This window comes from Pseudomarimonas salicorniae, from assembly GCF_023156535.1.
GTDB classification, from domain to species: domain Bacteria; phylum Pseudomonadota; class Gammaproteobacteria; order Xanthomonadales; family Xanthomonadaceae; genus Pseudomarimonas; species Pseudomarimonas salicorniae.
Window position 1 is genome coordinate 368,258 of the sequence record NZ_JALNMH010000001.1, and the last position, 12,634, is coordinate 380,891.

General features: G+C 71.8%; 13 protein-coding genes. 10 read left to right on the top strand and 3 right to left on the bottom strand.

Going from position 1 to position 12,634, the window contains the following annotated elements; genetic code table 11:
• Positions 1–47 precede the first annotated feature (47 nt).
• Genes M0G41_RS01525 through M0G41_RS01540 form a run of 4 tightly spaced genes read left to right on the top strand, consistent with a single transcriptional unit; the run spans position 48 to position 1,706 of the window.
• The gene (locus tag M0G41_RS01525) at positions 48–260 is read left to right on the top strand and encodes a hypothetical protein (protein ID WP_248204449.1); all 213 of its coding nucleotides are present in this window, start codon (positions 48–50) and stop codon (positions 258–260) included.
• On the top strand, positions 260–1,102 hold the full coding sequence (locus tag M0G41_RS01530) for a DUF1223 domain-containing protein (RefSeq protein WP_248204452.1): 843 nt from the start codon (positions 260–262) through the stop codon (positions 1,100–1,102). Before M0G41_RS01525 ends, M0G41_RS01530 begins: the two co-directional genes overlap by 1 nt.
• Entirely contained in the window at positions 1,080–1,295 is a 216-nt protein-coding gene (locus tag M0G41_RS01535) for a class I SAM-dependent methyltransferase (RefSeq protein ID WP_248204453.1), read from the top strand. Before M0G41_RS01530 ends, M0G41_RS01535 begins: the two co-directional genes overlap by 23 nt.
• 6 nt (positions 1,296–1,301) lie before the next feature.
• Entirely contained in the window at positions 1,302–1,706 is a 405-nt protein-coding gene (locus M0G41_RS01540) for a class I SAM-dependent methyltransferase (protein WP_248204455.1), read from the top strand.
• 15 nt (positions 1,707–1,721) lie between these two features.
• On the opposite strand, the gene M0G41_RS01545 is transcribed toward M0G41_RS01540, so the two are convergent.
• Together M0G41_RS01545 and soxR are read right to left on the bottom strand one after the other, a co-directional pair.
• On the bottom strand, positions 1,722–2,138 hold the full coding sequence (locus M0G41_RS01545; protein WP_248204456.1) for a DUF4156 domain-containing protein: 417 nt from the start codon (positions 2,136–2,138) through the stop codon (positions 1,722–1,724).
• A gap of 439 nt (positions 2,139–2,577) precedes the next feature.
• A complete protein-coding gene (gene soxR / locus M0G41_RS01550) occupies positions 2,578–3,090 on the bottom strand; it encodes a redox-sensitive transcriptional activator SoxR (RefSeq protein WP_248204457.1) in 513 nt (170 codons plus the stop codon).
• A gap of 62 nt (positions 3,091–3,152) precedes the next feature.
• Between soxR and M0G41_RS01555 the strand changes: the two genes are divergently transcribed.
• The 4 genes from M0G41_RS01555 (at position 3,153) to M0G41_RS01570 (ending at position 8,023) form a co-directional block, all read left to right on the top strand.
• A complete protein-coding gene (locus M0G41_RS01555) occupies positions 3,153–4,502 on the top strand; it encodes an MFS transporter (protein ID WP_248204458.1) in 1,350 nt (449 codons plus the stop codon).
• A 111-nt stretch (positions 4,503–4,613) separates the two neighbouring features.
• A complete protein-coding gene (locus M0G41_RS01560; RefSeq protein ID WP_248204459.1) occupies positions 4,614–6,341 on the top strand; it encodes a trypsin-like serine peptidase in 1,728 nt (575 codons plus the stop codon).
• A gap of 76 nt (positions 6,342–6,417) precedes the next feature.
• Positions 6,418–7,404 (top strand): XdhC family protein, encoded by a 987-nt coding sequence (locus M0G41_RS01565; RefSeq protein ID WP_248204460.1) that lies wholly within the window; start codon positions 6,418–6,420, stop codon positions 7,402–7,404.
• Positions 7,394–8,023, top strand: a complete 630-nt coding sequence (locus M0G41_RS01570; protein ID WP_248204461.1) for a nucleotidyltransferase family protein — start codon at positions 7,394–7,396, stop codon at positions 8,021–8,023. Before M0G41_RS01565 ends, M0G41_RS01570 begins: the two co-directional genes overlap by 11 nt.
• Here M0G41_RS01570 and M0G41_RS01575 read toward each other — a convergent pair.
• Positions 8,016–8,153, bottom strand: a complete 138-nt coding sequence (locus M0G41_RS01575) for a hypothetical protein (protein WP_248204462.1) — start codon at positions 8,151–8,153, stop codon at positions 8,016–8,018. The genes M0G41_RS01570 and M0G41_RS01575 overlap by 8 nt on opposite strands.
• Positions 8,154–8,250: 97 nt before the next feature.
• On the opposite strand from M0G41_RS01575, the gene M0G41_RS01580 reads away from it, so the two are divergent.
• Together M0G41_RS01580 and M0G41_RS18750 are read left to right on the top strand one after the other, a co-directional pair.
• Positions 8,251–11,649 (top strand): response regulator, encoded by a 3,399-nt coding sequence (locus M0G41_RS01580; RefSeq protein WP_248204464.1) that lies wholly within the window; start codon positions 8,251–8,253, stop codon positions 11,647–11,649.
• A complete protein-coding gene (locus M0G41_RS18750; protein WP_248204466.1) occupies positions 11,649–12,599 on the top strand; it encodes a diguanylate cyclase domain-containing protein in 951 nt (316 codons plus the stop codon). Before M0G41_RS01580 ends, M0G41_RS18750 begins: the two co-directional genes overlap by 1 nt.
• Positions 12,600–12,634 lie beyond the last annotated feature (35 nt).

Here is a 12,634-nt window from a genome sequence, read left to right on the forward strand (position 1 = left end):
CCTGCGGGGGTATGCTGCGCGGGACTCGGCAGCATGGGCGGACAGGCATGGCTGACTCGCAAGGCGGATCCGGATCATCCGGCGCAGCGGACGAGGTCGCCGAGCTGCGCGCTGCACTGTGGCAATGCTATGTGCTGGCCGGCGGCGATGGCGAAGCGCTGACGCCCGATCAGCTCGACAGCCGCGAGCTGGGCCTGCTCGCGGTGGACTGCGTGCGCGACCTGCGCGGCTTCTTCGCCGCGGCCCGCCTCGACCGCTGATGAAGCGCGACGCTGCCGGTCTCGCCCTCGGCGCCCTGGTGCTGGCGGCGGCGATCGTGCCTTCGCTGTCGGGCGCGGGCTGTCGCAGCGAAGGGGTGCGCCTGCTGCCGGTGCTCGAGCTGTACACCTCGGAGGGCTGCAGCAGCTGCCCCCCGGCCGACCGCCGGCTGGCCGAGCTGGTCGAGGCGGGCATCGGCGAGGTCGTCGTGGCGCTCGCCCTGCATGTGGATTACTGGGATTACCTCGGCTGGCGCGACCGCTTCGCCGACCCGCGGCATACCGCGCGCCAGCGGGCGCGGGTCGCGACGGCCGGCGGTCGGGTCGTCTACACACCGCAGTGGATGCTGGGCGATGCCGTGCAGCTCACGCGCAGCGACCTCGACCGGGGTCGCCTCCGTGCCAGGGCCCTTGGCGCAGAGGCGCCCGCGGTGACGGCGCGGCTCGCTGCCCGCATCGAGGGCGACCAGGTCGAGGTCGACCTGCACGCCGATGCAGCGCCCGGTCAGCCGCAGATGCAGGCCTGGCTGCTCGGCTGGAGCAGCGGCCTGCGGAGCGCGGTCAGCGCCGGCGAGAACCGCGACCGCCAGCTCAGCCACGTTCGCGTGCTGCGCCGCTGGCAGGGGCCCTGGCCGGTGTCGCCCGGCACCCCGCTGTCCGGGCTCAGCCGCCTGCCGCTGGAGTCCGAAGCGCATGCGGCGCAGGGGCTCAGTCTTCTGCTCGCCAGCGATGACGCGGCTCCGGCCTGGGCCCTGGACCTGCCGCTGGACGATTGCGCACGCGACCCCGGCCCGCCCCTCGAAGCCGGTCCGGAGCCCGGCGATGCGCCCGCGCCCCGAGCCTGAGAGCCTCGCCCGGGCCCGCGAGGACACTCCGCGGGTGTACGAGAGCCGGGCGGCGGGCTGGGACCGGCACCGGCCGAGACAGCTGTTCGAGCGCCGATGGCTGGACCGCTGGCTGGCGCGACTGCCGGATCGGCCACGGGTGCTCGACCTCGGCTGCGGCGCCGGCGAGCCGATCACCGGCTATCTGTTGTAAAAGGGTGTGGAGTATGTCGGGCTCGACGCCTCGCTGCCGATGCTGGACCTCGCCCGCGGGCGCTGGCCCGCGGCGCGCTTCCTGCACCGCGACATGCGCGACCTGTCGGGCCTTGCAGACTTTGACGGCGTGCTGAGCTGGGACGGCAGCTTCCATCTGACCGCGGCCGAGCAGGTCCGGCTGATCGCGGCCATCGGCGGCTGCCTGCGGCCGCACGGGGCGGTGCTGCTGACCATCGGCGATGCCGCAGGAGAGGTGATCGGCCACGTCGAGGGCGAAGCCGTCTACCACGCCAGCCTGGCGCCGGATGACTATCGCAGCCGATTTCGCGAGGCCGGGTTCCTCGATGTCGAGATCAGCCTGCTCGATGCGGCCTGCGACGGGCACTCGCTGTGCCTGGCATGGCGCTGAGTCGCGCCGGCGGGTTCAGTCGCCGCGGACGGGGAAGGTCTCCGCATCGCCGGCGGGCGGCCGCTCGGCAGGCGCCGCGCGGCTGGCCTGGGCCGGCGCAGCACTCCGACCCGCGCCGCAGCGGAAAGCCTGCCAGCTCTGCTCACCGTTGACCGGCTCGTCGACCGCCCGGATCGTGTCGGCCTGCATGTCCGGCGCCTCGTTGCGCGCCATCACCTCGAGTTCGTCCTTCACCTTGATCGGATCACGGCGGTAGAGCCCGACCTGATCCTTCACGGTGACCGTGATCTCGCCGAGCCGCTGGCAGGCCGAGAGGTTCTCGCTGGCCCGGGCGACCCGGATCGAGTGGCCCTGCGGCTCCATCTTCACCCAGGTGCAGGCGCCCAGCGTCGCGCCGGCGGCAAGGACAAGCAACAGTCGTGAGGCGGTCATCGTGGTCTCCATGGGTTCGCTAGCCTATTTGCCCCCCTGCGGCTTAGCAACGGGTGAATCGCAATGCAGGGGTGCGCCGCCGCTCCTGCCACGCGCAGGACGAGCGGGGCGACGGACATCGCACGGGTGATCCGGCCCTCCTCGATCCGAGCATGGGCGGAACCAGGTGGGAGTTCGGACCGGATCAGCAGTGGGGTGATCGGCGGGCACCGGCCGAGCGTCAACATTCTTGAGGGGCCGCTGAGGGCGCAGAGTTCGCATTCGCCTCGGTCCCGCTGTAGGAGCCAGCTTGCTGGCGATAGTCGCCCCGGATGGGACGATCGCCAGCAAGCTGGCTCCTACATTCGGGTGTTGTGGAAGGTCTTCTTCGCGCCCAATCGAGACGGTGCGCATCGCCTCTTCGAGTCCAGGTCGGCGGTCGTCACCTTGCCGACTCTGGTCATCCCGGATTGCGGGCAGGGTAAGTCCTGGCAGGTGCTTGCCGATGTGCCGGCTCCGCCTCGCCCGCGACAGGCAGGCGCCGGGCGCCGCTGCCGAGGGCGGCGAGCTGGTCCTCGGGGTTCCACAGGGCGCAGGCCTTCAGCGACAGGCAGCCGCAGCCGATGCAGCCGTCGAGGCGGTCGCGCAGGGCGATCAGGGCCTCGATGCGGGCATCCAGACGGGCGCGCCAGGCGCGGGAGAGCCGGGCCCAGTCGGCCTTGGTCGGGGTGCGCGCCTCAGGCAGGGCGTCCAGGGCCTGGCGGATCTCGGCCAGCGGAATGCCGAGCTGCTGCGCGCTGCGGATGAAGGCGACGCGGCGCAGGATGGCGCGCGGGTAGCGGCGCTGGTTGCCGGCGCTGCGTTCGGCGTGGAGCAGACCCTGCGCCTCGTAGAAGTGCAGGGCGGAGACGGCCACGCCGCTGCGGCGGGCCAGTTCGCCGACGCCAAGGCTGGCGGTTTGCCTGACGGCCATCGCTTGACCTCAAGTTTACTTGAGGTTGTACGGTGCTCGTCGATGACCCTGAATGCAAGCCGATGAATGCCCCTGCCCTGAGCCCCAGCCTGTTCTCCCCCGGCCTGCGCGCGCCCTCGATCGGGGCGGTCGCGCTGATTTCCATGGTCGCCTTCGAGGCCATCGCGGTGGCGGCGGCGATGCCGACAGCGGCCGCGGCGCTGTCCGGCATCGGTCTCTATGCGCTGGCTTTCGGCGGCACGCTGGCTGCAGGACTGGTCGGCATGGTGCTGGCCGGCAACGACTGCGATGCGCGCGGTCCGCGGGCCAGCATGGTCTGGGGGCTGGGCCTGTTCGGCGCCGGCCTGCTGCTCGCCGGGGTGGCCGGCAGCATGCTGCAGCTGGTCCTCGGCCGCGTCGCCCAGGGCCTGGGCGGCGGCATGATCGGGGTCGCCATCTACGTGGCCGCGGCCAGGCTGTACCCAGGGGCGCTGCGACCGCGCCTGTTCGCCCTGTTCGCAGCCGCCTGGGTGCTGCCGGCGATCCTCGGTCCCGGGCTTGCCGCGCTGATCGTCGAGAGCGTCGGCTGGCGCTGGGTGTTCCTCGGCGTGCTTGCCCTGTTGCCGGCCTGCGCCTGGCTGCTGCTGCCCGCGCTGGCGCCCTCGGTCGAGGCGCCGCGCTGGCCGGCGGATGCCCGGGCCCGGCTCGGCTGGGCACTGCTCGGCGCGGGTGCCGCGCTGAGCCTGCATGCGCTGGGAAAGCCGCCGCTGGACCTGACCGGCGCCGGGCTCGGTGCGCTGTGCCTGTCGGCGCTGGCGCTGTCGGCCTTCCGCCTGCTGCCCCCGGGCACCCTGCGTGCGGGCCGCGGGCTGCCCAGCGTCGTCCTGCTGCGCGGGCTGCTGGCGTCGAGCTTTCTTGCCGCCGAGGTGTTCATCCCCCTGTGGCTGACCCTGCATGCAGGCTGGAGCGTCGCCGAGGCCGGCCTCTCGCTGAGTCTGGGCGCGCTGTGCTGGAGCCTGGGCTCGGGGCTGCAGGCGCGGATCGGAGGCACGGCAAAGCGCAGCCTCGCGCTGCGCGGCGGACTGCTGCTGACCGCGCTGGGCATCGCCGGCCAGCTGCTGGCGGTGTCCGAGCTGCTGCCGGCCTGGAGCATGCCGCCGCTCTGGGCGCTGGCCGGCTTCGGCATCGGCGTCGCCTTTCCGATCCTCAGCGTGCTGATGCTGGAACTGGCCGAACCGGCCGAGCATGGCCGCGCGGCGGCGGCGCTGCAGCTGTCCGAGGCGCTGTCGCACACCGCCCTGCTGGCCGTGATCGGCATCGGCTTTGCCGCACTGCAGGCGGAACAACCTGTTCTGGCCTTCTCTCTGGTTTTCGCACCCTGCGCGGCGCTGGCCACGCTGGCCACTCTGCTCAGCCGCCGCCCGTCAGGCTGAGCACGCCTCATTCCCGCACGTCCTGGCGCATCCGGGGTGGACCCCCGGGCGTAGACTTGGGAGTCAACGGGCCGCGTCGCGGCCCGCGCCCACGCTCCAGGAGCCGTTGCGATGAACCTGTCCAAGTGCCTGCTGGCGGCCGCGCTGGCCGCGCCCTGCCTGTCCGTGTGTGCCCAGAGCGTAGGCGGCGAGTTCTCGACTGCGATCGAAGTGCCGGCCGAAGGCTTCGTCGCTCTGGCCAAGGGCGGCCTGGCGATCGAGGCGCCGGCGCCGGAGGCCGAACAGATCGACGCGCTGCGTGCCGAGAACGCCGCGCCCGGGGCCAAGGCGCTGAAGGTCGGGCTGGAGCAGGCCACCCGCGAAGGCGCCACTCCGCTCGCCGACTCGCTCAGCTGGCAGCGGCTCGGCGATGGCCGCTGGGCGGCGCGGCTGGCCGTGCATTCGCCGGGTGCGGAGGCCCTGCGCGTGGCGCTGGAGCCCGGTGCCCTGCCCGCCGGCAGCCGGCTTGCGGTCGCCGCGGATGCGGCCGGCCAGCGTGGCCTGGTGGAACTCGATGCGATGAGCCTGTCCGCCCAGCTGCGCCAGGACAGCCGCCTGTGGACGCCAGTGACCTCGGGCGACGTCCAGCACATCGAACTGGTCCTGCCCGCCGGCAGCGACCCGAAGTGGGTGCGTCTGTCGGTGCCGGCGGTCAGCTGGCTGCTGGTCGATCCGGCGGGTGCCTACGACGCCGCCAAGATCGGCGAGTCGGGGGCCTGCGAAGTCGACGTGCGCTGCGTCAGCAATCCCACCGAAGCGTTCAACAACACGCGCCGCGCGGTGACGCGGATGCTGTTCCAGCAGGGCGGCAGCACCTTTTCATGCACCGGCACCCTGCTCAACGACACCGATACCAGCACCCAGATCCCATGGATCTACAGCGCCGCGCACTGCTTCACCCAGCAGAGCGTGGCCAACACGCTGACCACGTTCTGGTTCTACGAGGCGACCGGCTGCGGCACCAACCGGCTGGACTCTGGCTCGCGCCAGGTCGCCGGAGGCGGCACGGTGCGCTATGCCGACGAGTCCAGCGATGTGCTGTTCTACCGGCTCAACAATGCGCCCCCGACCGGCAGCTTCTACCTCGGATGGGACGCCGCCACCGTACAGGCCGGCACCGATGTCGTGGCGGTCCATCACCCGGCCGGCGACGTGATGAAGGTTTCGATCGGCGGCACGACCGGTATCGGGCCGTCGAACCTCGCCCCCGGCAGCTTCATCAAGGCGGGCTACACCACCGGGACCACCGAGGGTGGCAGCAGCGGCTGCGGCCTGCTGACCAGCGATGGCGCGCAGTTCTTCCTGCGCGGCGGCCTGCTCGGCGGAAGCGCCTCCTGCAACAACACCGGCGCGCTGAACAACCCGGGCAACACCGACGACTACTCGCGATTCGACCTTGCCTTTGCCCAGCTGCGCCATTTCCTTTTCCCGACCAGCGCCGAGCCGCCAAGCAACATCAATTACACCGGCGCCTGGAGCAATCCGTCGCAGGACGGCTGGGGCCTGGTGGTGATCCGCGGCGGAACCGGCGCCTACGGCATGTACATCTACCACTACGACCAGGACCGCACGCCGGCCTGGTACCTCAGCTCGGGCACGCTCTCGGGCACCCGCTTCAATGCCGACCTGTTCGCATTCAACGGGCCCTGGTTCGGCGAGGCGATGTTCAACCCGGCCCAGGTCACCGCCCGCGATGCCGGCTCGCTCAGCGTGACCTTCAACAGCGAGACCCAGGCCACGATCAGCTTCACCATCGACGGCCGCACGGTCAGCACCACGCTGAACAAGCTGGTGTTCTGAGCCTTGACGGGCGGCCGGTCGCGCCCGGTCGCCCGTTTCGCCGCGCACGCACGGCGGGGACGCTATCGTGCGCGGCATGGACATCCATCCTTCATCCCTTGCCGGCGCCGACGGCGGCGCGCCCGAGGTGCTGCGCTGCCTGCGCCAGCAGGTCGGCGCTCAGGCGCCCTGCGTCCTCGCCCTGGTCTGCGAGGTCGACGGCTCGGCCTACGTCGCCCCCGGCACCCTGCTGCTGTTCGGGCAGGCCGGCCGGCTGCGTGGATGGGTCAGCGGCGGCTGCCTCGAGCGTCACATCGAGGAGCGCGCCGCGGCGCTGATTGCCGAGGAAGGCGTCGGCGAGTGGATCGAACTGGACCAGCGCGACGATGCCGCCCTGCTGGCGCCCTCGGCCAGCGGCTGCCGCGGGCGCATCCGCCTGCGCCTGCTCGGGCCTCGGGACAGCGCGCGCTGCGCCGCGCTGGCGGAGCTGTTCCTGTCCGCCGGCCTGCCGATGCGGGTGAGCGTCGATGCGCAGGGCAGCCTGTCACTGGACTGCGGCGACACCGCGATGCACAGCGCCCGCCTGGCCTTGCCCTGGCCCGGTCCACTTCCCGATCCGCTGCTGATCCGCCCCGCGCCGCGTGTGCTCCTGCTCGGTGCCGGCGCCGAATCACCGCTGCTGATTCCGCAGCTGCGCGCGCTCGGCTGGCGCGTCGAGGCCTGCGAGCAGCGGCCCCGCTGGCTGCCGCTGGCCGCCGGCGTCGACCGCCTGGTCGAAGCGCCTCCCGAGCGCGGCCTCGCCCTGCTCGAGCCCCGCGAAGAGGACGCGGTCCTGGTCATGCACCATGACTTCGAGCGCGACCGGGCGGCGCTGGCCGCCCTGGCCGGGCACCCCTGCCGATGGATCGGTCTGTTAGGGCCGCGGCGGCGGCGCGACGACCTGCTGCGCCTGCTCGGCGAGGCGTCCGCGGCGCTGGCTCCGCGGCTGGAGGCCCCGGTCGGTCTGGATCTGGGCGGTAAAGGGCCGGCGGCGATCGCCCTGTCCATCGCCGCTTCGCTGCAGCGCTGGCGGCATGCAGACTGAGCCCGACCACGCCGTCGTCGTACTGGCCGCCGGACAGAGCCGACGCCTGGGCCAGCCCAAGCAGCTGCTCAGGCGCGATGGCGAGACCCTGATCCGGCGCGCGCTTCGCCTGGCCCTCGCCACCCGGCCCGGACTGCTGCGGGTGATCCTGCCGCCGGGCCGCGCGGACTGGGTCGCCGGCAGCGGGGCGGAGGTCCTCTCCGCCTCGGGAAGTCTGGGCGACAGCCTGCGCGTCGGCCTCGCCGATCTCGACGGGCGGGCCGGCCGGGCGCTGCTGCTGCCCTGCGACCTGCCCCGTCTGCGTGCCGATTCGCTGCAGCAGCTGCTGCGCGCCGCGCGCCGCGCACCCTCGGGGATCGCCGTCAGCACCCACCAGGACCGGCCAGGCATTCCGGTGGTCATTCCCGCACCGTTCGCAGCGTGGCGGCAGCGCCTCGAAGGCAGCGGCGGGCTGGGCGGCACGCTCGCCGCCCTGCCTGCCACGCAGCTGGGCTGGGTCGAGGACGAGGGCCTCTGCAGCGACCTCGACACGCCTGCCGATCTGCATATTGCGCGGACCTCGGGCTGGATCGACCCGGCGGATGCGCCGGACGCGGACGGATCACGGTCCCTCAGCTGAGCGCCGCCCGGCCTCGATTACGCAGGCCCAGCACGGAATCCAGGCGGGCGATGCGCAGGATCGGTGCATCGTTCCGCATCACGGCGAATGCGGTGTAGGCTTCGTGCAGCCACGTGCCCACTTCGGACATGTCATTGCACACCCGGGACGAAGATCGACCAGTCCACATCGAGGCGACCGATCGCGGTCCTTCGGTCACCACCGGGCCGAAAGCGGTGGCCGGGGGCGTGGACGCCTTCGCTTGGCTGCTTGAAGGCGCCGGCCCCGGCTGGCTCGCCGCCGATGCATCCGGACTGATCCATCGCGCCGGCGCCTCCGACGACCGCCTGCTCGGCGGCCCGGCCGAGGCGCTCTGCGGCCGCAGCCTGACCTCGCTGTTCGTCGACCGGGCCGATGTCGAGACCCTCGAATCGCAACTGGACGCCGCCCGGGCCCTGCCCGGGGCCAGCGTGTTCAAGCTGACCGCAGTGCTGAGCGCGGGCCAGGAACACCGCCAGCGGCTGCGCCTGCGCTGCCTGTTCGATCCGTCCAGCGCCGATCCAAAGGGTGCCCTGCTGGTGGCCCTGCGTCAGGTTCGACAGGTCGCGCCACCGGCGGCAGAGCAGTTCCAGGCAGCCCTGCTGCGCAGCGCCGAGTTCGCCGTCATCGCCACCGATGCCGAAGGACTGGTCACCCTGTTCAATCCGGCTGCGGAGCGCCTGCTCGGCTACAGCGCGGACGAAGTGGTCGGCAGGCACACGCCGGCGCTCTGGACCGACCCCGCGGAGCTTGCACGGCGGGCGCGCGCAGCGTCGGCGCAGCGCGGCGAGGACATCCAGCCCGATATCGAACTGCTGCGCGGACGCTCGCGGGAAGGCGAGGTGGTCCGCCACCAGCTGACCTATCGCCGCAAGGACGGCCAGCAGATCTCCGTCAGCACCACGATCTCGGCGCTGCGCGGTGGCGACGGCGAGGTCGAGGGCTTTCTCGGCATCGTGACCAGCCTCGAGGACGAGCGCGAACGCGAGCGCGCACTGAGCTCGACCCGCGAGCAGCTGGACAAGGCGGTCGAGGTCGCCGCACTCGGCATCTGGACCTGGAACCTGGCCGACAACTCGCTGGCCTGGAACCGGCAGATGTACGACATCTACGGCTATCCGCATACCCTGGCGGAGGAGGGCATCCAGTACGAGCACTGGCGATGCCGACTGCACCCCGAAGACCTCGAGGCCACCGAGGCCAGCCTGCTCGGCGCGGTCGAGGGCACCACCGTGTACGAGCCGGTGTTCCGCATCATCCGGCCGGACGGCGAGATGCGGCACGTGCAGGCCGCCGCGCTGATCGATCGAGATGCCGAGGGCAAGGCGATCCGCGTCACCGGCATCAATCGCGACGTGACCCTGGAGTGCGAGGCCGAGGCGGCGCTGCAGCAGGCCAAGCTCGAGGCCGAGGCGGCCAATGCCGCCAAATCGGAGTTCGTGGCCAATGTCAGCCACGAGATCCGCACCCCGATGAACGCCATCCTCGGCATGCTGCGCCTGCTGGAAAGCACCGATCTCGCCGACCGCCAGGCCGACTACGTCAAGAAGGCCTACGGCGCGGGCAGGGCACTGCTCGCCCTGCTCAACGACCTGCTGGATTTCTCCCGTATCGAATCCGGCAAGCTCGAACTCGACCCGCATCCCTTCAGCCTGGAGCAACTGCTGCACGACGTCGGCGTGGTCATCACCAGCGCCGTCGGCAGCAAGCCCATCGAAATCATCATGCGGCTGCAGCCGGACCTGCCGGACTGGTTCGTGGGCGACTCGGTGCGGCTGCGCCAGGTCCTGCTCAACCTGGGATCGAATGCGGTCAAGTTCACCAGTGAGGGCCTGGTCTCGGTGTCGGTGGAGGGCGGGCCTGGCGCGGCGAATGGCTGGCGCCTGCGGTTCCGGGTCCGCGACACCGGCATGGGCATTCCTGCCGATCGTCTTGAGCAGATTTTCGAGAGCTTCACCCAGGCCGAGGGCGACATCGCCCGGCGCTTCGGCGGCACCGGCCTGGGCCTTGCGATCAGCCGGCGGCTGGTCGGAATGATGGGCGGCGAGCTCGGCGTGCAGAGTCAGGTCGGTAGCGGCAGCGAGTTCTGTTTCGAGATCGAGCTGCCGCCCTGCGAGCGCACGGCGCCTCGCCATGAGGTGTTCGGGCAGTGGGGTCGCTGCCTGGTGATCGACGACCACCCCGAGGCCCGCGAGACGCTGCGCGAGATGCTCCAGGCGCTGGGCACCGAGGTCGATCTCGCCTGCGACGGCCAGGAAGCGCTGGCCATGGTGCAGGGCCGCCCCCGCGCGCAGCACTACGGCATGATCCTGGTCGACTGGCAGATGCCCGGCCTCGATGGCTGGGAGACCGCTCGCCGCCTTCGCGAGATGCTCGGCCCCGACTCCGCCACGGTGATCCTGATGATCACCGCCCACCTGCGCGAGGCGCTGGCCGACCGCCAGGCGCGCGAGCCGGGGCTGCTGGACGCCGTGCTCACCAAGCCGGTCACCCCGTCGATGCTGGTCGATACGCTGGCCGAGGCCAGCGGCGGGGCGCTGCGGCCCAGCACGCGCTCCGGGCCAGACCCGCGCTGCGGTCGGCTGCCGGGCTGCCGCATCCTGCTGGCCGAGGACAACCCGATCAACCAGCAGGTGGCGTGCGAGCTGCTCGGCATGGAGGGCGCCCAGGTCACCGCGGTCGGCGACGGCACCCTGGCGGTGGCGACCATGCAGCAGCGGATGGGCGATTTCGACCTGGTGCTGATGGACATCCAGATGCCGGACATGGATGGCTTCGAGGCCTGCCGGCGGATCCGCCAGCTGCCGGGCGGCCAGCGCATCCCGATCGTCGCGATGACCGCCAATGCCATGCCGATGCACCGACGCCAGGCCCTGGCCGCGGGCATGGACGACCACCTGGCCAAGCCGATCGATATCGACGCGATGGTGGCCACGGTGCGCGGCCTGCTGGACGACGGTTCACGCCGCGAGCCGTCCCTTGGCAGCGAAGCAGCACAAGCGGCGACCGTCCTGCTCGACGTCGAGGGCACGCTGCGGCGGATGGCCGACAACCGCAAGCTGCTCGATCGTTCCCTGGACAATTTCCGGACGCGCTGGCGCTCCGCGGAGGCCGCGGCCAGCCTTCAGCCCGAGGCGCACCACCCGGACCGGATGGCCGCCCTGCACAGCCTGCGCGGCCTGGCCGGCACGCTGGGCGCCGTGGCGCTCGCCGAGGCGGCCGGGCGGGTGGAGCTGGCGCTGGGCGAGGGACGCCAGGGGCCAACCCTTCCGACGCTGGAGGCCGAGCTGCAGGACTGCCTTGCCGCGACCCTGCACGCCATCGACCAGCATCTCGGCCTGCCGGCTGCGGCGCTGCCCGAGCCCCCGCCCGCGGCCGCGCCTGAATCCGGGCCGGGCGAGGCCACACAGGACTGCCGATCGGGTCTCGCCCGTCTGGCCGAGGCCCTGGAATCGCGGAGCCTCGACGCGCTGGATCTGCTCGAGGCGCTGGACGCGGCAGTCCCCTCCGCGGCCCGGGCCGACTGGGTCCGCCTTCGTGACGAAGTCGAACGCCTCGATTTCGACGCCGCACGCTCGACCCTGGCGCGACTGCGGGAGGCCGCGTAGTGAGCGCGGGCGCGCCGCCGATCAGCCCGCCCGGCGGGCGGCGGACGCGGATCCTCGCGGTCGATGACGAGCCGCTCAATCTTCGTCTCCTGCAGCAGGCGCTGGGTGGCGAACATCAGCTGTTCGCGGCGCTGGATGGCGCCCAGGCGCTGGAAATGGCCCGTCGCTGCGAACCGGATCTTGTGCTGCTCGACCTCGAACTTCCCGATCTGCATGGTCAGGAGGTCTGCCGCCGTCTGCGGGAATCGATGCCAGGGCAGGCGCCCCCGGTGATCTTCATCACCGCCCATCGCACGCTCGACGAGGAAACGGCCTGTTGGGAGGCCGGCGGAGTCGACTTCCTGTCCAAGCCCTGGAACCCGATTACCCTCACCAATCGGGTTCGCGTGCATCTGGCGCTCAAGCTGCAGGCCGACCGTCTGCGCGAGCTGGCCCTGCGCGACGGACTGACCGGCGTGGCCAACCGCCGCCTGTTCGACGAGCAGCTCGACGCCGAGTGGCGCAAGTCGGAACGCTATGGCCGCGACCTGGGACTGCTCCTGCTCGACGTCGACCACTTCAAGCGCTTCAACGACCATCATGGCCACCTGGGCGGTGACGACTGCCTGCGCCAGCTGGCCCATCGGCTCGATCTCACCTTCTCGCGGCCCGGGGACCTCGTGGCGCGCTACGGAGGGGAAGAATTCGCCATCCTTCTGCCCGAGTGCGGCGAGAGCGACTGCCTGGCCAACGCGCAGCGGGTGCTTGAGGTGGTTCGGGGGATGGAATTGCCGCACGGCGACTCGCCGGTGGCGCCCATCGTCACCGCCAGCGTGGGCCTTGGCATGCGCGGTTACGCCGGCGCGGACTCCAAGGCCGCCCTGATCGCCTCGGCGGATGCCGCCCTGTACGCGGCCAAGAAGGACGGACGCAACCGCTTCCGCAGCGCCTGGATCGGCGAGGGCGGCTGAGCCCGGCGTTCCTGTGCTGTCCGCGGGCAGGGTCC